Origin of the sequence: Kocuria sp. CPCC 205260 (assembly GCF_040981045.1) — a bacterium.
Classification (GTDB): Bacteria; Actinomycetota; Actinomycetes; order Actinomycetales; family Micrococcaceae; genus Kocuria; species Kocuria palustris.
Genome location: NZ_JAVKPT010000007.1, coordinates 39,515 through 60,264, shown reverse-complemented (window position 1 = coordinate 60,264; position 20,750 = coordinate 39,515). Strand labels below are relative to the sequence as shown.

General features: G+C 71.4%; 18 protein-coding genes. 17 read left to right on the top strand and 1 reads right to left on the bottom strand.

Going from position 1 to position 20,750, the window contains the following annotated elements:
- Nucleotides 1-80: 80 nt before the first annotated feature.
- The 14 genes from dapB (at nt 81) to dapF (ending at nt 15,539) form a co-directional block, all read left to right on the top strand.
- Nucleotides 81-851 carry a 4-hydroxy-tetrahydrodipicolinate reductase gene (gene dapB / locus RF645_RS10905; protein WP_058872292.1) on the top strand — a complete coding sequence of 257 codons (771 nt, stop codon included), beginning with the start codon at nt 81-83 and terminating at the stop codon, nt 849-851.
- Nucleotides 848-1,486 carry a tetratricopeptide repeat protein gene (locus RF645_RS10900; protein ID WP_058872293.1) on the top strand — a complete coding sequence of 213 codons (639 nt, stop codon included), beginning with the start codon at nt 848-850 and terminating at the stop codon, nt 1,484-1,486. The genes dapB and RF645_RS10900 overlap by 4 nt, the downstream gene beginning before the upstream one ends.
- A 21-nt stretch (nt 1,487-1,507) precedes the next feature.
- Nucleotides 1,508-2,422, top strand: coding sequence for a 4-hydroxy-tetrahydrodipicolinate synthase (gene dapA, locus RF645_RS10895; protein WP_058872294.1), 915 nt, complete (start codon nt 1,508-1,510; stop codon nt 2,420-2,422).
- A 164-nt stretch (nt 2,423-2,586) separates the two neighbouring features.
- A complete protein-coding gene (locus tag RF645_RS10890; protein ID WP_006214496.1) occupies nt 2,587-4,284 on the top strand; it encodes a ribonuclease J in 1,698 nt (565 codons plus the stop codon).
- A 94-nt stretch (nt 4,285-4,378) separates the two neighbouring features.
- Nucleotides 4,379-7,393 carry a DNA translocase FtsK gene (locus RF645_RS10885; RefSeq protein ID WP_058872295.1) on the top strand — a complete coding sequence of 1,005 codons (3,015 nt, stop codon included), beginning with the start codon at nt 4,379-4,381 and terminating at the stop codon, nt 7,391-7,393.
- Nucleotides 7,394-7,496: 103 nt separating this feature from the next.
- Complete coding sequence (gene pgsA, locus RF645_RS10880) at nt 7,497-8,129, top strand: CDP-diacylglycerol--glycerol-3-phosphate 3-phosphatidyltransferase (protein ID WP_058872296.1); 633 nt, start codon at nt 7,497-7,499, stop codon at nt 8,127-8,129.
- On the top strand, nt 8,129-8,713 hold the full coding sequence (locus RF645_RS10875) for a CinA family protein (protein ID WP_235586842.1): 585 nt from the start codon (nt 8,129-8,131) through the stop codon (nt 8,711-8,713). Before pgsA ends, RF645_RS10875 begins: the two co-directional genes overlap by 1 nt.
- Nucleotides 8,714-8,919: 206 nt before the next feature.
- The gene (locus RF645_RS10870; RefSeq protein WP_058872322.1) at nt 8,920-9,282 is read left to right on the top strand and encodes a helix-turn-helix domain-containing protein; all 363 of its coding nucleotides are present in this window, start codon (nt 8,920-8,922) and stop codon (nt 9,280-9,282) included.
- A 148-nt stretch (nt 9,283-9,430) separates the two neighbouring features.
- Nucleotides 9,431-9,652, top strand: coding sequence for a DUF3046 domain-containing protein (locus RF645_RS10865; protein ID WP_006214502.1), 222 nt, complete (start codon nt 9,431-9,433; stop codon nt 9,650-9,652).
- Between the two features lie 297 nt (nt 9,653-9,949).
- Nucleotides 9,950-11,077 carry a recombinase RecA gene (recA, locus tag RF645_RS10860; protein ID WP_058872323.1) on the top strand — a complete coding sequence of 376 codons (1,128 nt, stop codon included), beginning with the start codon at nt 9,950-9,952 and terminating at the stop codon, nt 11,075-11,077.
- Nucleotides 11,078-11,271: 194 nt separating this feature from the next.
- Nucleotides 11,272-11,991: a regulatory protein RecX gene (locus RF645_RS10855; RefSeq protein WP_235586843.1), complete on the top strand. Its 720-nt coding sequence runs from the start codon at nt 11,272-11,274 to the stop codon at nt 11,989-11,991.
- A 126-nt stretch (nt 11,992-12,117) separates the two neighbouring features.
- The gene (gene miaB / locus RF645_RS10850; RefSeq protein WP_040560749.1) at nt 12,118-13,611 is read left to right on the top strand and encodes a tRNA (N6-isopentenyl adenosine(37)-C2)-methylthiotransferase MiaB; all 1,494 of its coding nucleotides are present in this window, start codon (nt 12,118-12,120) and stop codon (nt 13,609-13,611) included.
- Between the two features lie 29 nt (nt 13,612-13,640).
- A complete protein-coding gene (gene miaA, locus RF645_RS10845; RefSeq protein WP_058872297.1) occupies nt 13,641-14,534 on the top strand; it encodes a tRNA (adenosine(37)-N6)-dimethylallyltransferase MiaA in 894 nt (297 codons plus the stop codon).
- Between the two features lie 117 nt (nt 14,535-14,651).
- Entirely contained in the window at nt 14,652-15,539 is an 888-nt protein-coding gene (dapF, locus tag RF645_RS10840) for a diaminopimelate epimerase (RefSeq protein ID WP_058872325.1), read from the top strand.
- Nucleotides 15,540-15,652: 113 nt separating this feature from the next.
- On the opposite strand, the gene RF645_RS10835 is transcribed toward dapF, so the two are convergent.
- Entirely contained in the window at nt 15,653-16,288 is a 636-nt protein-coding gene (locus RF645_RS10835; protein ID WP_201023921.1) for a class I SAM-dependent methyltransferase, read from the bottom strand.
- 179 nt (nt 16,289-16,467) lie between these two features.
- On the opposite strand from RF645_RS10835, the gene hflX reads away from it, so the two are divergent.
- The 3 genes from hflX (at nt 16,468) to RF645_RS10820 (ending at nt 20,681) form a co-directional block, all read left to right on the top strand.
- A complete protein-coding gene (hflX, locus tag RF645_RS10830; protein WP_368819083.1) occupies nt 16,468-18,207 on the top strand; it encodes a GTPase HflX in 1,740 nt (579 codons plus the stop codon).
- Between the two features lie 2 nt (nt 18,208-18,209).
- Nucleotides 18,210-20,294, top strand: a complete 2,085-nt coding sequence (locus tag RF645_RS10825) for an ATP-dependent DNA helicase (RefSeq protein WP_280614868.1) — start codon at nt 18,210-18,212, stop codon at nt 20,292-20,294.
- 102 nt (nt 20,295-20,396) lie between these two features.
- Nucleotides 20,397-20,681, top strand: a complete 285-nt coding sequence (locus RF645_RS10820) for a hypothetical protein (RefSeq protein WP_058872299.1) — start codon at nt 20,397-20,399, stop codon at nt 20,679-20,681.
- Nucleotides 20,682-20,750: the final 69 nt, after the last annotated feature.

Sequence of the window (20,750 nt, the reverse complement as noted above, 5' to 3'; positions counted from 1 at the left end):
CGGCCAGGCGCCCGCCCGCACGGCATGCGGGACGATCACCATCCGAGCCGCCGATCGGCGGCGCAGCGAAGGAGCACAGCATGAGCGAGAACACTGCGAGCGGACTGCGCGTGGCCGTCCTGGGCGCCCACGGGCGCATGGGCTCGGAGGCCGTCAAGGCCGTCGAGGCCGCCGAGGGACTGGACCTCGTGGCGGCCATCGATCACAGCGACAGCCTGCAGGGGATCGTGGACGCGCAGGCGGATGTCCTGATCGACCTGACGGTGCCCGCGGCCTCGGAGGACAACGTCCGCTTCGGCGTGGAGCACGGCATCCACTGCGTCGTGGGCACGACCGGATGGGACGACGAGAAGCTGGCCCGCCTGGAGCAGCTGCTGGGCGAGCACCCGGAGGTGGGCGTGCTGATCGCCCCGAACTTCTCGATCGGCGCGGTGCTGGCCATGCGCTTCTCGGCTCAGGCGGCTCGGTTCTTCGAATCGGCAGAGATCGTGGAGCTGCATCACCCGGACAAGGTCGACGCCCCGTCGGGCACCGCGGCGCGGACGGCCGCGCTGATGGCCGCCGAGCGGGAGGAGGCCGGTGTGCCCGTCTCCCCGGATGCCACCCAGACCGATCCCACGGGCGCTCGCGGGGGCGTCGTGGACGGCATCCACGTCCACTCGGTGCGCCTGCGCGGACTGGTCGCGCACCAGGAGACGCTGCTGGGCTCCGTGGGGGAGCAGCTGAGCATCCGCCACGACTCGTTCGACCGCGTGTCCTTCATGTCCGGCGTGCTGCTGGGCGTGCGCACCGTCGGGCAGCGCCCGGGGCTGACCCACGGGCTCGACGGCTACCTGGACCTGGACGCGTGAGCGCCGAGGACGTCCGGCAGTCGCGGAGTCCGCTGCGGCGGCTGGGCTGGGTGGTGCTCGTCGCAGCGCTGCTGAGCCTGCTTCTGCTCCCGCTGCCGAGCGCGTCCAAGGTCTGGATCCTGGTGGTCGTGGCCTTCGCGGGCGTGTTCACGCTGCTCGAGGCTCGCGCCCAGGGCAAGGCGCTGGCCGCGATCATGGCAGCGCTGCTGGCCCTGTATCTGGGACTGAGCCTGCAGCGGGCGTGGATCCTGCTGAGCTCGGACGTGCTGGTCTCCAAGCTGCTGGCGATCGGGATGATCCTCCTGCCCGTGCTCGGCGTGTGGGCGCTGGTCCGCGAGGTCGTCTTCGGCTCCCGGTTAGAGGGCCTCGGCCGTCGTCTGGAGGCGGAGGGCGGACTGCCCGAGGACCTGCCGCGGCGCCCCAGCGGGCGGATCGTGCGCGAGGCCGCAGACAAGGACTTCGAGCGCTGGGCGCAGGAGGCCGAAGCCGCGCCCGGGGACTGGCGAAGCTGGTACCGGCTCGGCCTGGCCTACAGCGCCTCGGGGGACACTGCGCGCGCACGCCGGTGCATGCGCGATGCCGTGGCCCTGTCGCGAGGGCGCGCCCCGCGCGGCCCTGCCAGCACCGGTGACTGACGGAGACGGTAGGCTGGTCGCATGACTGCGCACCACGACAAGCCCCTGTTCGGAACCCTGCTCACCGCCATGGTGACTCCGTTCCGCACCGATGGTTCCGTGGATCTGGACTCCACCGCAGCGCTCGCGCAGCGCCTGGTGGACCAGGGCTGTGACGGCCTGGTGGTCGGCGGCACCACCGGGGAGTACTCGACCATGACGGACGACGAGCACGAGGCGGTCTTCCGCGCCGTGCGCGAGGCCGTCGGCGATCGGGCCGCCCTGGTGGCCGGTGCGGGGTCCAACGACACCGCGCACACCATGCACCTGTCCGAGCAGGCCCAGAAGGCCGGCATGGACGGGCTGCTGATCGTCACCCCGTACTACAACAAGCCCACGCAGGCCGGCGTCGTCGCGCATTTCGAGAAGGTCGCCGACTCCGTCGAGCTGCCGATCATGCTCTACGACATCCCCGGCCGCACGGGCATCCCACTGTCGGCGGACACGCTGATCCGGCTGGGCGAGCACCCCAGAATCGTCGCGGTCAAGGACGCCAAGGCGGATCTCACGGAGGCCACGCGCGTCATGGCCGAGTCCGATCTGCTGTTCTACTCCGGCGACGACGGCCTGACCGTCCCGTGGATGGCCATCGGCGCCGTGGGCCTGGTCGGCGTGACCTCGCACGTGGACACCCCGCGCTTCCGCCGGATGATCGATGCCATGCGCAGCGATGACCTGGCCACGGCCCGCGGCCTGGCCTACGAGCTGGAGCCCGTGGTCCGCGCGACCATGACTCACGTGCCCGGCGCGGTGGCCGCCAAGCAGATCCTGCACTGGCAGGGCATGCTGCCCGGGCACACCGTGCGCCTGCCGTACGTCGAGGCCACCCAGGACGAGCTCGCCGTCATGCGCGCTGACCTGGAGGGCAGCGTCGTCCAGGACACGATCGGCGCCTGAGCCGTGCCTGCCGCTGCGCTGCAGCGAGTCGACGGCGCAGCCTGTCGGCGAACCGCGCTCCGCACCGCCCCGTCCTCGGGCGGCGGAGCGCGGACCCATGACATGAACAACTGAATGACCAGCAGCGCGAGATCGCGCTGACAACCGCACATGAAAGGGGTCACATGGTCCACTGGATCGAAGACCTGAAGGCACCGCCGTCCCTGTCCAAGGACACCCTGAGAGTCACCCCGCTGGGCGGCCTGGGCGAGGTCGGACGCAACATGACCGTGTTCGAAATCAACGGCCAGCTGCTGATCGTCGACTGCGGCGTGCTCTTCCCCGAGGAGCACCAGCCCGGCGTGGATCTGATCCTGCCGGACATCTCCCAGATCGAGGACCGCCTGGACGACGTCGTCGCGGTCGTGCTGACGCACGGCCACGAGGACCACATCGGCGCGATCCCGTACCTGCTCAAGCGCCGCCCGGACATCCCCCTGCTCGGCTCGCAGCTGACCCTGGCCCTGGTGGAGGCCAAGCTGCAGGAGCACCGCATCAAGCCGTTCATGCTCACCGTCCGCGAGGGCCAGGTGGAGAAGCTGGGCGAGTTCGAGTGCGAGTTCGTCGCCGTGAACCACTCCATTCCGGACGCCCTGGCCGTTTTCATGCGGACCAAGGGCGGCACGGTGCTGCACACGGGCGACTTCAAGATGGACCAGCTTCCTCTCGACGGTCGCATCACCGACCTGCGCCACTTCGCCCGCCTGGGCGAGGAGGGCGTGGACCTGTTCCTGACCGACTCGACCAACGCCGAGGTCCCGGGCTTCACGCCCACCGAGAAGGACATCGGGCCGGTGCTCTCCGGCGTCATCGCCAAGTCGACCCAGAAGGTCGTCGTCGCGTCGTTCTCCTCGCACGTCCATCGCGTGCAGCAGGTGCTCGACGCCGCCGTCGCGGCCAACCGCAAGGTCGTGCTGATGGGCCGGTCCATGGTGCGCAACATGGGCATCGCCGAGGAGCTCGGCTACCTGGACGTGCCCAAGGGCGTGCTGGTCGATCAGAAGAAGATCGACAACTACCGCGACGACGAGATCGTCGTGATGTGCACCGGCTCCCAGGGCGAGCCCATGGCGGCGCTGTCGCGCATGGCCCGCGGCGATCACCGGGTGCAGCTGCAGGAGGGCGACACCGTCATCCTCGCCTCATCGCTGATCCCGGGCAACGAGAACTCCGTGTTCCGCATCATCAACAGCCTCATGCGCATGGGCGCTCATGTGGTGCACAAGTCCAACGCCAAGGTCCACGTCTCCGGGCACGCCTCGGCTGGCGAGCTGCTGTACTGCTACAACATCGTCGAGCCCGAGCAGGTCATGCCGGTGCACGGCGAGGTCCGCCATCTCATGGCCAACGGCGAGCTCGCCGAGGCCACCGGCGTGCCGCCGGAGAGCGTGCTGCTGATCGAGAACGGCACCAGCGTGGATATGAAGCAGGGCCGGGCGCGCATCGCCGGGCGCCGCGACATCAAGTTCGTCTACGTCGACGGCTCGTCGGTCGGCATGATCACCGAGGACGACCTCCAGGACCGCATCGTGCTCGGCGAGGAGGGCTTCGTCTCGATCGTCGTCGTGATCGACCGCAAGTCCAAGTCCGTCGTCACCGGCCCGGACGTCCACGCCCGCGGCGTGGCCGAGAACGATCGCGTGTTCGACGAGATCAAGCCCAAGATCACCGCCGCGATCGAGGACGCGCTCAAGGACAAGCGCGAGCACACCACGCACCAGCTGCAGCAGACGGTGCGCCGCACGATCGGCCCGTGGGTGGGGCGCAAGCTGCGCCGCAAGCCCATGATCGTCCCGGTCGTGCTGGAGGCCGACCGAAGCTGATCCCGGCCGCCGCCCCGTGATCACCGGGCGGTCAGGCCACACCGCGGCCCGCAGACGAGCCATCGTCTGCGGGCCGTCGACTACCCTGGGGGCCATGGCGACTCGTACTTCCCCCGCCCGCAAGGGCGCCTCGACGTCGCGCGGCTCTGGCTCCAGGCCCAAGAGCGGATCCTCCAAGTCCCCCCGCGCCACGTCCTCCAGCTCCCGCGCAGCAGGCCCCGGCGCCGGCGAGCGCATCCTCGATGCCCTCCTCGGGCTCTGGCTGTGGGGCGCCCACCTGGTCGGCGGCGCCGTGCGCCGCATCGGCACCGTGCGCACCGATATGGAGCCCCAGGACCGTCGCGACGGCGGAGCCCTGGTGCTGCTGTGCCTGGCCGCGGCGATCGCCGTGGTCGAGTGGTGGAGCCTCTACGACTCCGGCGTGCCCGTGCTGGGTGCCGCCGCCTCGGGCATCCACGTGGTGGTCGCCGGGCTGATCGGCTGGGCGGCTCTCGTGCTGCCGCTGGCTCTGGGCGGCTTCGCCCTGCGGATCTTCCGCCGTCCCGTGCCCACCCCGCCGAACAACCGGATCGCGCTGGGCCTGAGCCTGGCGCTGCTGGCGGCCAGCGGGATCGCCCACGTGCTGGGCGGCTCGCCGGGCGTCGCAGATTCCTTCCAGGCCCGCCTCACCGCCGGCGGAGCCATCGGCTACCTGATGGCCGGCCCGCTGGGCGGGGTCATCACGCCCGTGGGCGCCGCGATCGTCTGCGCGCTGCTGCTGGCGATCTGCGTCCTGATCATCACCGGGACCCCGCTGTCGCAGATCGGCCCGCGCCTGGGCGCAGCCTGGCGGACCCTGGTGGGGGAGCCGGAGCCCCACAGGCGTGCGGGCACCGACCTCTCGGCGCAGGAGCACGACCGCTCCTACCTCGATGACCGCCAGGCCGAGCCCGAGTCCCGTGCGGCCCGGCGAGCTCGCAAGCGGCAGGAGAAGCAGGACGCGCAGCGCCGAGCCGAGCTGGACTCCTACCACGGCGACGAGGCCTTCGAGACGGCCGTGCTGCCGGACGGTTCCGAGGGGCAGGAGGCCGAGCAGCAGCCCCGCCGCTCGGGCCGTCGCCCAGCGGCGCGGGACACGGGTGAGAGCTTCGTCTACGACGTCGAGTCCGGAGAGGCGCCGAGCCCCCAGGAGGATTCCTCGGCCGCGGCTGCCGCTTCCCAGGAGGAGCGCCCGCGTCCGGGGCAGAAGCGCCCCACCCGCGATCAGCAGGCCGCGCGCAGGCTGCTGGCGGAGCAGGGACTCGAGCCCGGCGGCGCGGCGGCCTCCGCCGCCTCGGACACCGCGGCCGGCTCCGGCTCCTCCGCGCTCGTGGACGACCAGGGCGTCGACGAGCACGAGCCCGTCATGGGCCGAGCGGTCGTGCGCCGGGCGGAGACTCCGGTCGAGCCCATCCCGGCGCGCACCGAGCAGCTGCAGCTCGAGGGCGATGTCGCCTACACGCTGCCGGACCCGTCCTCGCTCGTGCTGGGGCCGCCGTCCAAGGAGCGCTCGGAGGCCAACGACGCCGTCGTGGCCGCGCTGACCAGCGTCCTGGAGCAGTTCAAGGTCGACGCCGAGGTCACCGGGTTCTCCCGAGGCCCCACGGTCACTCGCTACGAGATCGAGCTGGGTGCCGGCACCAAGGTCGAGCGCGTCACGGCGCTGTCCAAGAACATCTCCTACGCGGTCGCCTCGGCGGACGTGCGCATCCTCTCGCCGATCCCCGGCAAGTCCGCCATCGGCATCGAGATCCCGAACACCGACCGCGAGACCGTCGCCCTGGGCGACGTCCTGCGCTCGCAGGCCGCGCGCAAGAACGATCACCCCATGGTCATGGGCGTGGGCAAGGACGTCGAGGGCGGCTTCGTCGTGGCGAACCTGGCCAAGATGCCGCACATGCTCGTGGCCGGTGCCACCGGCGCGGGCAAGTCGTCGTTCGTGAACTCCATGATCGTCTCGCTGCTCATGCGGGCCACCCCGGATGAGGTCCGCCTGGTGATGGTCGACCCCAAGCGCGTGGAGCTGACCGCCTACGAGGGCGTGCCGCACCTGATCACCCCGATCATCACGAACCCCAAGAAGGCCGCCGAGGCGCTGCAGTGGGTCGTGCGGGAGATGGATGCCCGCTACGACGACCTCTCGCGCTACGGCTACAAGCACATCGACGACTTCAACAAGGGCGTGCGCGCGGGCAAGGTCCAGCCCGAGCCGGGCTCCAAGCGCGTCATCCGCCCGTACCCGTACCTGCTGGTGATCGTGGACGAGCTCGCGGACCTGATGATGGTCGCCCCTCGCGATGTCGAGGACTCGATCGTGCGCATCACCCAGCTGGCGCGCGCGGCCGGCATCCACCTGGTGCTGGCCACCCAGCGCCCGTCGGTGGATGTGGTCACGGGCCTGATCAAGGCCAACGTGCCCTCGCGCATGGCGTTCGCGACCTCCTCGGTCACGGATTCCCGCGTGGTCCTGGACCAGCCCGGTGCGGAGAAGCTGATCGGACAGGGCGACGCCCTGTTCCTGCCCATGGGCGCCTCCAAGCCCATGCGCGTGCAGGGCGCGTGGGTCGCGGAGTCCGAGATCCACGACGTCGTCGAGCACGTGAAGTCGCAGATGCAGACGCACTACCGCGACGACGTCATCCAGGAGCAGCCCAAGAAGCAGATCGACGAGGACATCGGGGACGATCTGGACGTCCTGCTGCAGGCGGTCGAGCTCGTGGTCACCACGCAGTTCGGCTCGACCTCCATGCTGCAGCGCAAGCTGCGCGTGGGCTTCGCCAAGGCCGGACGGCTCATGGACCTGATGGAGTCCCGCGGGGTGGTGGGCCCGTCAGAGGGCTCCAAGGCCCGCGACGTCCTGGTGGGTCCGGACGACCTGGCCGCCACCCTGGCCGTCATCCGCGGCGAGGATCCCCCCACCGCGGCCGAGCCCGCCCCGGCGCATCCGCATCAGGGCACCGGCGGCTCCGGTGAGATCGCGTCCTCCGGCGCCGACGCCCTGGACGACTCGGACGTCGAGGCCGCCGCCGAGTACTACGACGACGCGGACGAGGAGTCCAGCCAGGACGCCTGGCAGCTCACCGGCCGCTGAGCCGAGCCTCCGGCGCTGTGCCGTCCGCGACGACGACGCACCGGAGGCCTCATCGCACGCAGACCGACGCGGCGCATCGCGCGCCGCAGGACAGGAGCACTTCATGACCGCAGCGGCCGATCAGGGCGGACGCCCCGCTCCGTCCAACTGGAACCTGCCCAATGCGCTGACCACGCTGCGGATCGTCATGGTCCCGTTCTTCGTGTGGTTCGCCGTGCTGGGCGGCTCGTTCGGCGAGGCCTCGCTGGGGTGGCGCTGGGCGGCCGTGGGCGTGTTCGGCCTGGCCATGTTCACCGACAAGCTCGACGGCGACATCGCCCGCGCCCGCGGGCTGATCACCTCGTTCGGCAAGATCGCCGATCCGATCGCGGACAAGCTGCTCACGGGGGCCGCCTTCATCGTCCTGTCGGCCATGGGCGAGCTGTGGTGGTGGGTCACGATCGTGATCCTGGTCCGCGAGTGGGGCATCACCGTCATGCGCTTCGCCGTGATCCGCTACGGCGTGATGGCCGCCTCGAAGGGCGGCAAGCTCAAGACCGTCCTGCAGACCATCGCGCTGCTGTTCCTGCTCATCCCGCTCGTTCCCGTGGTGGGTCCGTGGTGGCCCTGGATCGGCTGGTTCTTCATGGGCCTGGCCACGATCGTCACCGTGGTCACCGGCGTGGACTACGTGGTGAAGGCGTACCAGCTGCGCCGCGATTCCCTGGCGGCCGGCAAGCCCGTGGACAACAGCTGATGAGCGATCCCAGGGAATCGCCCGTGGACACGGCGAACACGACGAGCGGCACCGCCGCGGACGGCGCGCGTCCGTCGGGGGCCGATGAGGCTCTGGCCGAGGAGACCGTCGAACCGCTGGCCTCCCGTGCGGTGCGCGCGGCCTCGGCGGCCGGGCTGAGCCTGGGCACCGCCGAGTCGCTGACCGGGGGCGCCCTGGCCGCCGCGATCGTCTCCGTCCCCGGGGCCTCGGCGGCCTTCGAGGGCTCGGTGGTCTCGTACTCGCACGCGGTCAAGCAGCGCGTGCTGGGCGTGGAGGCCGAGCTGCTCGAGCGCACCGGGGCCGTCAGCGCCGAGGTGGCCGAGGCGATGGCTTCCGGCGCGCGGACCGCGCTGGGCATCGACGTCGCCGTGTCCACCACCGGAGTGGCCGGGCCGGAGCCGCACGACGGGCAGCCCGTGGGGACGGTGTGGCTCGGTGCCGCCGGTCCTCGCGGGCTCAGCTCCCGGCTGCTGCGGCTCGAGGGCGATCGGGAGCAGATCCGCCGCCTGAGCGTGCGGGCCGCCCTGGAGATGCTCGTGGAGGTCCTGGGCGCCTCCCAGTGAACTCCTAGCCGAACGGCCGTCGAGCACGGAACAATGGAGTCCTGTCGGCGGTTGCACCCACCGACGGCCCAGAGAGGGCCATCCGGGCCCGGTCGCCGACCGGTTCGGACAACGCGGAGGCCTCGTCCTCCGCACGACCGAGGAGCCACATCATCACCACCACCAAGACCCCTGTGTCCGTCAACGGAATCATTCGCTGGAAGGACATGGACCAGACTTCGACGACGGAGGCGGAGGCCGCGCAGTCCCGGCCCGTCGTGCTGCGTCAGGAGATCGGTGAGGTCCTGCGTTCGGTCCGCCAGCGTCAGGGCCGCACGCTGCGCGAGGTCTCCCACTCCGCACGCGTATCGCTCGGCTACCTGTCGGAGGTGGAGCGCGGGCAGAAGGAGGCGTCCTCCGAGCTGCTCGCCTCGATCTGCGCCGCACTCGACATCCCCGTGTCGGCCATGCTGCGCGAGGTCGCCGATCGCATCGCCGAGCTCGAGGGCAACTTCGCCCCGGACACGGTGCCGGCGGAGCTGCACGAGGAGTTCGGCTCGAGCTTCGCGGGGACCGTCCAGGCCTCCTGAGGCCCAGCGCCTCCCGCGGCGACCCGACTGGTCGCCGCCCCATGACCAGCTGCAGGGCCCGGTGCCGACAACGGCGCCGGGCCCTGCGTCGTGCCGGGCCCGTCGGCTGTCCGGCTCGGATCCGATCTGAAGAGGAGCGATCGCCCGCATGCGCGTGAGCAGGTTCAACGAGATGGTCGTCCACGAGTTCGGACAGGCGCAGGGCCGGATCCTGGTGCGCGACACCGTGCTGGGGGAGCTCGGCCACCGAACCGCCGAGCAGGCGCTGGCCGACGGCGAGGATCCCAAGCTCGTCTGGTTCGCGCTGTGCCGCGAGCAGCAGGTCCCCGAGTCCCGGCAGTGGGGGCCGGACCAGGAGCCGCGCTCCTGAAGCGGACCCGTCGCGACACGCGCAGGTCCGCTGCATTCGAAGAGGTGTTCGAATCGGCTATTGTGGGGCCTGCGCCCGCAGGGTCGCCGCCTCCGGCCGCATCTCGGTGTGCTGAGGCGGCGCCGGCGGGCCCCGCAGGCTCCACAGCTGCTGGTCGCAGGCCCCTTCGGGGCGGCTGATCGGCAGCCCCCACGGTCCGTCTTGTGCTGTCGGACCCCGTCCATACGTTGGTGCGCAGCAGCACCGTCGGGCCCCTCATCGAGCGGACCCGCCCCCACGATCCACGCGAGGTGAATGATGGCTCCCAAGAAGTCCGCAGCTTCGGCTGCCTCCGGCGGCTCGGACCGCGAGCAGGCGCTCGAGACCGTCCTGGCCCAGATCGACAAGAGCTACGGCAAGGGCTCGGTCATGAAGCTGGGCGAGCGCCCGGCGCAGAAGGTGGAGGTCATCCCCACCGGCTCGATCGCCCTGGACGTGGCCCTCGGCACCGGCGGCTTCCCGCGCGGACGCGTCGTGGAGATCTACGGCCCGGAGTCCTCCGGCAAGACCACGGTGGCCCTGCACGCGGTGGCCAGCGTCCAGCGCGCCGGCGGCATCGCGGCCTTCATCGATGCCGAGCACGCCCTGGACCCGGTCTACGCCCAGAAGCTCGGCGTGGACATCGACAACCTCCTGGTCTCCCAGCCGGACACCGGCGAGCAGGCGCTCGAGATCATGGACATGCTGGTCGGCTCCGGCTCGATCGACATCGTCGTGGTGGATTCCGTGGCGGCGCTGGTGCCCAAGGCGGAGATCGAGGGTGAGATGGGCGATTCGCACGTGGGCCTGCAGGCCCGCCTGATGTCGCAGGCGCTGCGCAAGATCACCGGTCGCCTGTCCCATTCGAACACCACCGCGATCTTCATCAACCAGCTGCGCGAGAAGATCGGCGTCATGTTCGGCTCGCCGGAGACCACCACGGGCGGCAAGGCGCTGAAGTTCTACGCCTCCGTGCGCGTGGACGTGCGCCGCATCGAGACCCTCAAGGACGGTGCGAACCCCGTGGGCAACCGCACCCGCGCCAAGATCGTCAAGAACAAGATGGCCCCGCCGTTCAAGCAGGCCGAGTTCGACATCCTCTACGGCCAGGGCATCTCCACCGAGGGCGGCCTGATCGACCTGGGCGTGGAGCAGGGCATCGTCAAGAAGTCCGGTGCCTGGTACACGTACGAGGGCGACCAGCTCGGTCAGGGCAAGGAGAACTCGCGCCGGTTCCTCAAGGACAACCCGGAGCTGGCCGAGGAGATCGAGCAGCGCCTGCTGGTCAAGCTCGGCATCGTCGAGGACCCGAACGAGGAGGTCGACCAGGAGGCGATCGCCACCGCGGGCATCGATGCCCCGCTGGGCGGCGACTCCGAGAAGGCCCCGGCGGACGCCGCCTTCTGAGCGGCTGCCGGCCTGATGCGCTGAGCCAGCCCCCGCCGCCCGCTCGGGCAGCGGGGGCTGCTCGCCTCAGATCCGGGCTCGTGCCTGTTCGCAGCGCGGTGACGGTGCTGCGCCAGGCCCCAGCCCGCTGACCGGAGATCGCACGGGCCAGAGACCCTGCAGACCAGAGACACAGCTCAGGAGCGCCGATCCTCGTGGACCCAGACGACCTGCCCGTGCAGGACAGCGATCAGCTGCCGCAGGACACGCTGGCGGATGAGCTCGGCGAGTCGGACTACGACCGCCGCCGTCTCAGAGCCCAGCAGCGCGCCCGCCGCATGGGGCGTGCCGTGCGCAGCGACCGCGACATGCCCTCGGATCCCACGGAGGCCGCTGAGCAGCAGGAGCAGCTGCATGAGACGGCGCGCGCCATCGTGCTGCGCCAGCTCACCGCCTCGGCCAAGTCGCGCCAGCAGCTCGAGGACAAGCTCGCGGACAAGGACATCCCGGAGTCCGTGGCACGGGCGGTGCTGGATCGCTTCGAGCAGGTCGAGCTCGTGGACGATCAGGCCTTCGCGCAGTCCTACGTCCGGCAGCGGGCGGAGACCCGCAAGCTGGCCCGCCCGGCCCTGCGCATGGAGCTGCAGCGCAAGGGCGTGGACCGGGACCTCGTCGAGCAGGCCCTCGCCCAGCGCACCGATGACGACGAGCGGGCGGATGCCGTGGAGCTCGCGCGCCGCAAGCTGCCGTCGGGTCCGGCGCTTCAGGCGCAGCTGGCAGATCGCCAGGCCAAGCAGAAGCTCATCCGCCGCATGGTCTCCGCCCTGGCGCGCAAGGGCTACGCCCCGGGGCTGGCCTTCGAGGTCGTGCGCGGCGTGCTGGACGACCACGGCACCGGCGATGACGGCCTGCTCGAGGAGCCGGAGAGCCTCTGAGGAGGATGGCCTCGGCTCGGTGCAGCGGGGGAGCGGGAGATTTGACCGACTCACTATCCTTGTCGCGTGACTCCCCGCCTCGATACCGCCCAGACCGGCCCCTCCACGCTCGCCCCCGAGGTCCCCGTGCTCGAGGCCCCGCGCTCCTATGAGGTGCGCACCTTCGGCTGCCAGATGAACGTCCACGACTCCGAGCGGATCTCCGGGATGCTCGAGACCGCCGGCTACGTCCCCGCCCAGCCGGAGGACGAGCCGGATCTCATCGTGTTCAACACCTGCGCGGTGCGCGAGAACGCCGACAACAAGCTCTACGGCAACCTCTCCCAGCTCGTGGGACCCAAGAAGCGCAACGAGCGCATGCAGGTGGCTGTGGGCGGATGCCTGGCGCAGAAGGACCAGGATCGGATCCTGGAGACCTCACCGGTCGTCGACGTCGTGTTCGGAACCCACAACATCGGCTCTCTGCCGACCCTGCTCGAGCGCGCTCGGCACAACGAGGACGCGCAGATCGAGATCCTCGAGTCGCTGGAGACCTTCCCGTCGGCGCTGCCGACCAAGCGGGACCAGGCCTACGCGGGCTGGGTCTCGATCTCGGTGGGATGCAACAACACGTGCACGTTCTGCATCGTGCCGTCGCTGCGCGGCAAGGAGGAGGACCGTCGGCCCGGCGACATCCTGGCCGAGGTCCAGGCGCTCGTGGATCAGGGCGCGGTCGAGGTCACCCTGCTGGGGCAGAACGTGAACTCCTACGGCGTCTCCTTCGGCGACCGCCAGGCCTTCTCCAAGCTGCTGCGCGCCTGCGGGCAGATCGAGGGGCTGGAGCGCGTGCGCTTCACCTCCCCGCATCCGGCCGCCTTCACCGACGACGTCATCGACGCCATGGCCGAGACCCCCAATGTCATGCCGCAGCTGCACATGCCGCTGCAGTCCGGGTCGGATCGGGTGCTCAAGGACATGCGTCGGTCCTACCGCTCCGCCAGGTTCCTGCGGATCCTGGAGAAGGTCCGCGAGCAGATCCCGCACGCTGCGATCACCACCGACATCATCGTGGGCTTCCCTGGTGAGACCGAGGAGGACTTCCAGGACACCCTCGACGTCGTCGAGCGCTCCCGGTTCTCCTCGGCCTTCACCTTCCAGTACTCCGTGCGCCCGGGCACTCCGGCAGGCGAGCGCGAGGACCAGCTGCCCAAGGAGGTCGTCCAGCACCGCTACGAGCGCCTGGTGGCCCTGCAGGACCGGATCGCCGCCGAGGAGAACGAGCAGCTGGTGGGTCGCACCCTCGAGCTGCTGGTCACCGCGGACACGGGGCGCAAGTCCGAGGCCACCCATCGCCTCTCGGGGCGCGCACCCGACCAGCGCCTGGTCCACTTCTCGGTGCCCGAGGGCGAGCAGGCCCCGCGCCCGGGTGACTTCGTGACCGTGCCCGTGACCCGGGCGGCCGCCTATCACCTGATCGCCGATCCGCAGCCCGGCCAGTACCGGCTGCGCCGCTCGCGCGGCGGGGATGCCTGGGAGCGCGAGCAGGCCGCCTCCTGCGCAGCGCCGAGCGGCGGTGCCGCCGGCGGCGCGGGCGGTGCGGTGAGCCTCGGCATGCCGTCACTGCCCGTGCGCGGAGCGTGAGCGCAGCGCCTCAGGTCCGGGCAGGCCAGATGCCGGTCGTCGGGATCGTCGGGCCCACCGGGACCGGCAAGTCGGACCTGGCGATCGCCCTGGCCCAGCGGCTGGACGGGGAGGTCGTCAACGCCGACTCCATGCAGTTCTACCGGGGCATGGACATCGGCACCGCCAAGGTCACGGAGGCTCAGCGTCGGGGGGTCCCGCACCATCTCCTGGACATCCTGGACGTGCGCCAGGAGGCCTCGGTGGCCCGCTTCCAGCGCGCAGCCCGGGAGTGCTTCGAGGACATCCGCTCGCGCCGTCGCGTGCCGATCCTGGTGGGCGGCTCGGGCCTCTACGTGCGCGCCGCGCTCGATGAGATCGAGTTCCCCGGCACCGACCCGCAGGTCCGCGCTCGCCTGATGCAGGAGCTGCAGGACCACGGCGAGGGGCCGCTGCGCCGACGGCTGCAGGAGGCCGATCCTGCCTCCGCCCAGCGCGTGCACGACGACCGCCGCCTCATCCGGGCGCTCGAGGTCCTGGAGGTGACCGGGCGGCCGTTCACGTCGTTCATGCCCACGCGCACGTATCACCAGCCTGCCGTGCAGATCGGTCTGGACACCGATCGCGCCGTGCTGCATCAGCGCCTGGCCGATCGCGTGCAGGCCATGGCCGAGGCCGGTCTGGAGGGCGAGGTCGCGCGCCTGCTGCCGCTCGGACTGCTCGAGAGCCCCACCGCAGGCCGTGCGCTGGGCTATCCGCAGTTCGCCGACGTCGTGCTGGGGCGCACCGATCGCGCACAGGCCATCGAGGCCACGACCGTGGCCACCCGCCAGTTCGCCCGACGCCAGCTCACCTGGTTCCGCGCCGATCAGCGCGTGCACTGGCTCGAGGCCGGTGCCGAGGACCTCGTGGAGCAGGTCCAGCGGATCCTCAGCGCGGACTAGCATGCTGGGGTGGACGCCCGCACACCGACCCAGGAGGACGACCCCGTGACTGCCGAGACCACCACCGAGACCGCTTCCGCGCAGGAGGCCCCGTCGGTCTTCGGCGAGCTCAGCGGGATGGAGTTCCTCAAGGGCCACGGCACGGGCAATGACTTCGTGCTCGTGGTGGACCCGGACGGGCAGCTGCTGCTGGACGACGACGTGGTCCGACGGGCCTGCGACCGCCACCAAGGCATCGGCGGCGACGGCTTCATCCGCCTCATCCGCTCCTCGGCGCTGCCCGAGGGCCGGGAGCTGCTCGAGCAGGATCCGTCGGCCGAGTGGTTCATGGACTACCGCAACGGCGACGGCTCGATCGCCGAGATGTGCGGCAACGGCGTGCGCGTGTTCGTCCGAGCGCTGCTGCAGCAGGGCCTGGTGGAGCTGCCAGAGGGCGCCATGCTGCGCATCGGCACCCGCGGAGGCCTCAAGACGGTCGCCGCCACGCCCGACGGCTTCGCCGTGGACATGGGGCCGTGGGGATTCATCGACGGCGACCGGGCGCGCGAGCGGGGCTCCGATGCCGTCGTGACGGCCCAGGGCCTGAAGGTCCCTCGTCCGGGGGTCTCGATCACCATGGGCAACCCGCACACCGTGGTGGCGCTGGCCGAGGGAGAGAAGCTCGATCACCTGCAGCTGTGGACCCAGCCGGAGGTGAGCCCCACGCCTCCCGACGGCACCAATGTGGAGTTCGTGGTCCCGGCCGACGACGAGGGCGACGGCATCGGCCGGCTGCGCATGCGCGTCCACGAGCGCGGGGTGGGGGAGACCCAGTCCTGCGGCACCGGGGCCTGCGCCGCCGCGGCCGCGACGCGGTTCTGGGCGGGGGCCTCGGCACCCGATGAGTACCTGGTCCAGGTGCCCGGCGGCATCGTCTCGGCGACCTTCGTGCCCGGGCCGGACGGCGCTGAGCATGTGGTGCTGGCCGGACCGGCAGAGATCGTGGCGCGCGGCGTCTTCGCCTGAGGCGCCCTCAGCGGGTTGCACGGGCGGCCGAATCTGCCCTGGACACGGCTCGACGAGCAGCGTCCCGGGGTATTGCTGGAGTCCTCCGGCGCGGCGGCCGCCAGCTGGGGTGATCAGCCCCGGGTGACGGCGAGGATACGGAAGCCCTTGGCGGTCGCCGTGCGCCGGACCTCCCAGGCCCCTGCGGCGGCCTCCGGCAGCGCGGTGGCGAGCCAGGACTGCAGGGTGTCCGCACCCAGGTTCTTCTGCACCGCCAGCCAGGCGGTGCCGCCGGAGGCCAGGCGCGGCAGCCACAGCAGCAGCAGCTCGTGCAGCGCCTGCTTGCCGATGCGGATCGGCGGGTTCGACCAGATCGTGTCGAACCGGCGGTCGTCGGGGACGTCCTCGGGGCGCAGAGCCTCCACGCCAGTCAGACCCAGGGCCGCCGCGTTGTCGCGGGTCAGACCCAGGGAACGGTCGTTGACGTCCACGGCCGTCACCCGTGCCCCCGGCTGTCCAGCCTGAGCCATGGCGATCGCCACCGGGCCCCAGCCGCAGCCCAGGTCCAGCAGCTCGGCGCCCGTCGGATCGGGGACCTCGTCGAGCAGGATCGCGGTGCCCTTGTCCAGGCCCTTGGGGGAGAACACCCCGCCGGCGGTCTCGACGGAGACCTCCCGGCCGCGCAGCTGCACCCGGATCCGCGAGCGGCGCTCCTCGTCCTGCGGAGTCGTGAAGTAGTGGGCGCCAGGGGTCTCGGACATGGGGACCATGGTAGGTCGCCGGGCGATGGGCTCGCGGCCCGGCCGCTCCCGACGGCGGCCCCGGATCCGCTGCACAGGCGCCGTCGCGGAACAAACCGCGTCCGTGCTGCGCTGTAGCCTTGATCGAGCCTCTGCGGCCTCATTCCCCGAGCCCGCGCACGGCGTGTCAGACCACCCGAAAAGGATCCATGACCCACATCCCCGACAGCGGTGCCGAGCCCACCGGCGCCACGCCCACCGATCAGCAGCTCGAGGACGTCGTCGCTCGGGTGCTCTCGCGCGCCCAGCAGCGCCGGGACCGGGACGACCGGTCCGCCCCCGACGATTCCGGCTCGGAGGCAGGGACCTCCCAGGAGGCTGCCGAGGGAGCTCCGGCAGGCGGCGGGCGCCGCGATGTCCTGAGCGGACGCGCCCGCGAGCTCGCGGACCGGAGCGTGCACACCGACGTCGACGGCGCCCAGATGGAGCTGTCCGAGCGGCAGTCGCTGCGCCGCGTGGCCAACCTGTCCACCGAGCTCGAGGACATCACCGAGGTCGAGTACCGCGAGCTGCGCCTCGAGAAGGTCGTGCTCGCCGGGCTGTGGACCACCGGCCCGGCCTCCGAGGCGGAGAACTCCCTGCGCGAGCTCGCGGCCCTGGCCGAGACCGCCGGCTCCGAGGTCCTCGACGGCATCATCCAGCGCCGCACCAACCCGGATCCGGCCACCTATCTGGGCTCGGGCAAGGCCCTGGAGCTCAAGGACATCGTGGCGGCCACGGGGGCGGACACCGTCGTCGTGGACGAGGAGCTGGCCCCGTCGCAGCGCCGCGCCCTGGAGGACGTCGTCAAGGTCAAGGTCATCGACCGGACCGGACTGATCCTTGACATCTTCGCCCAGCACGCCAAGTCCAAGGAGGGCAAGGCCCAGGTCGAGCTGGCCCAGCTCGAGTACATGCTCCCGCGCCTGCGCGGCTGGGGCGAGAGCCTCTCCCGCCAGGCGGGCGGTCGCGCCGCGGGCGGCGAGGGCATCGGCTCGCGCGGTCCCGGTGAGACCAAGATCGAGATGGACCGCCGCCGGATCCGCGCACGCATGGCCAAGCTGCGTCGCGAGATCGCCGCCATGAAGCCCTCGCGCGAGGCCAAGAGGCTGAACCGCCGTCGCAACTCGGTGCCCTCGGTCGCGATCGCCGGGTACACGAACGCGGGCAAGTCCTCGCTGCTCAACCGGCTCACGGATGCAGGAGCGCTCGTGGAGAACGCCCTGTTCGCCACTCTGGATCCCACGGTCCGCAAGGCCGAGACTCCGGACGGCATCGGCTACACGCTCTCGGACACGGTCGGCTTCGTGCGCTCGCTGCCCACGCAGCTCGTCGAGGCCTTCCGCTCGACCCTCGAGGAGGTCGCCGACTCGGATGTGATCGTCCACGTCGTGGACGCCTCGCACCCGGATCCCGAGGGGCAGATCCGCGCGGTCCACGAGGTCCTCGCGGATATCGACGCCCTCGACCTGCCGGAGATCATCGCGCTGAACAAGGCCGATGCGGCCGACCCGTTCGTGGTGCAGCGGATGCGCAACACCCACCGCGACGTCGTCGTCGTCTCGGCCCGCACGGGCGAGGGCATCGACGAGCTCAAGCAGCGCATCTCCGAGGCGATCCCGCGCCCCGATCACGTGCTGGACCTGCTGGTCCCGTTCACCGACGGCGACATCGTCTCGCGGCTGCACGGCTGGGACGCCGAGATCCTGCGCACCGAGTACCTGGGCGAGGGCACGCACCTGCTCGTGAAGGTGCGCGAGGACCTGGCCGGCGAGCTGCAGCGCTATGTGTGGCAGGACGCCCAGCAGTTCGGGCAGGGCGTGCCCGGCGACGGCACGGACGCCGCGGCCTCGGACGCAGCAGACGCCGGCTCCGCTGAGCAGGCCGCCTCCGGCGCCGAGGCGCGCTGAGCGTGGAGGGGGCCAGCACGGGATTCCGGGATGCCTCCGGACGCCCCGTCGTGGACGTCCGCCCGGAGTCGCTGCCCGGCGGAGCCGACGCGCTGCACCTTCTGGACACGGCTGTCGAGGCCCTGGGGGGTCAGCGCCGCGACGGCCAGCGCCTGATGGCGGGCAAGGTCGCCGAGGCCCTCGAGCTGAACCGCCACCTGCTGGTCCAGGCCGGCACGGGCACCGGCAAGTCGCTGGCCTACCTGACCCCGCTGGTCCAGCACGCGCGCACGGCCGAGCGCCCCGTGGTGGTCGCCACCGCCACGCTCGCGCTGCAGTCCCAGGTGGTCGGCCGAGACGTCCCCCGCCTGCTCGACGTCCTGTCAGAGGAGCTGCCGGAGGACCTCGAGGTCGCGCTGCTCAAGGGCCGCAGCAACTACGCCTGCCTGCACAAGATCGAGGGCGGCTATCCCGAGGACGAGGGCGGCGCCCTGTTCGCCATGCCCGACGACGGCCCGCATCCCCCGGCCGCATCGAGCTCCCGCGCCGGACGGCTAGGGCTGGAGGTCAAGCGCCTGCGCGAATGGGCGGAGGTCACCGATACCGGCGACCGGGACGACGTCACCCCGGGCGTCACCGACGCCGCCTGGCGGCAGGTCTCCGTCTCCGCGCGCGAGTGCCTGGGCCGCAGCTGCCCGCTCGTGGAGAGCTGCTTCGCCGAGCTCGCCAAGGCCCGGGCGGCCGAGGCCGACATCATCATCACCAATCACGCCCTGCTGGCGATCAACGCCTTCGAATCCATCCAGGTCCTGCCCGAGCACGACGTCGTGGTGGTCGACGAGGCCCACGAGTTGCGGGACCGGGTGACGGGAGCCGTCTCTGGAGCCATGTCCGCGGCCACGGTGCGCTCGGTGGCCGCCTCCGTGCGCAAGCACACCACCGCCAAGCACGAGGAGCTGGCCTCCGGGGCGGACGATCTCGAGAAGGCCCTCGAAGGCGTGCCGGCCGAGCTGCTGGCCAGGGGGCTGACCGAGCCGATGTCGGCGGCCGTCGCCCGCATCCGCGAGGCCGCACGCACCGCGCTGTCGGAGACCAAGCCCGAGTCCAAGGACGGCGGGCGCGACACCGACGGCGGCCGGCAGATGACGCGATCGCGGCTGAGCGAGACCCTCGAGCTCGCGGAGCGGCTGCTCGGCGCGCACGAGGCGCGCGAGGTGATGTGGCTGTCGCGCCAGGGCGGCTGGGAGCCCGGCCGCGGCTACGTCCCGGCCGATGACTCCGATCCGGCGACCCTCAGCATCGCGCCGCTGAACGTGGGCGGGCGCCTGCGCGAGGGCCTGTTCGAGGGCCGCACGGTCGTGCTGACCTCGGCTACCCTGACGGTGGGCGAGTCCTTCGACGCCGTGGCCGGCGATCTGGGACTCAAGGGCTCCGGCGCACCGAAGTGGGACGGCATCGACGTCGGCAGCCCCTTCGACTACCCGCGCCAGGGCATCCTCTACATGGCGAAGCACCTGGACAAGCCCGGGCGTCAGCTCTCCGACGGGATGCTGCAGGAGATCCAGGATCTGCTCGAAGCCTCCGGCGGGGGAGCCCTCGGGCTGTTCTCCTCGCGCCGAGCGGCGGAGGAGGCCGCGGAGGTGATGCGCGAGCGAACAGGCCTGTCGATCCTGTGCCAGGGCGAGTCCACGCTCAGCGCGCTCGTCTCCCAGTTCGCCGAGGAGCCGGACACGTCGCTGTTCGGGACCATGGGGCTGTGGCAGGGAGTCGACGTGCCCGGCGACTCCTGCCGTCTGGTGCTGATCGACCGCATCCCGTTCCCGCGCCCGGATGATCCGCTGTCCACGGCGCGCACCCGCGCGGTCGCCGACAGCGGAGGCAACGGGTTCATGGCGATCTCGGCCACACACGCCGCTGTGCGCCTGGCCCAGGGAGCGGGTCGACTGATCCGCTCCACGAGCGATCGCGGCGTGGTGGCGGTGCTGGACTCGCGGATCGCCACGGCGCGCTACGGCGGGTTCCTGCGCGCCAGCCTGCCTCCGCTGTGGACGACGACCGACCGGAAGACCGTCCACTCGGCGCTGCAGCGGCTGCACGGCCAGGACTGAGCCGGCCGGGGCAACCGCGCGCAATCCATACCTACTGCGTTTCGATCCATGTGACTCTGGATATCAGAAGAGTCCGCTCTTTCGACGAAGAAGGAGCTCATCATGGTCGATGCGCGCAGCGGCGAGGACGCAACGGGAAGATCTCGCGGGGACGGGGGGAATCCGTCCCGGCTGCGGACGGCGGCGCGTCGACGGGCCAAGGCAGGGCAGGAGGCCCGCTCGGAGGAGCGCGCCACCGCCGGGCTGCGCTCCGAGAAGTCCCGCGGACCGCATTCCCGCAAGGCCCACCTGAGCATGCGCCCGGTGTGGCTGGGGCTGGAGATCATCGTGCTGGCCGTCGTCATGTTGATGCCGACCCCTGATGGGCTGAGCGTCGCCGGCACCTGACGGCTCGGGGGAGGCGCTGGGGACCAGCGATGCCCTGGGCTGCGCCCTCGCCGGCTTCGGCTCCTCGGC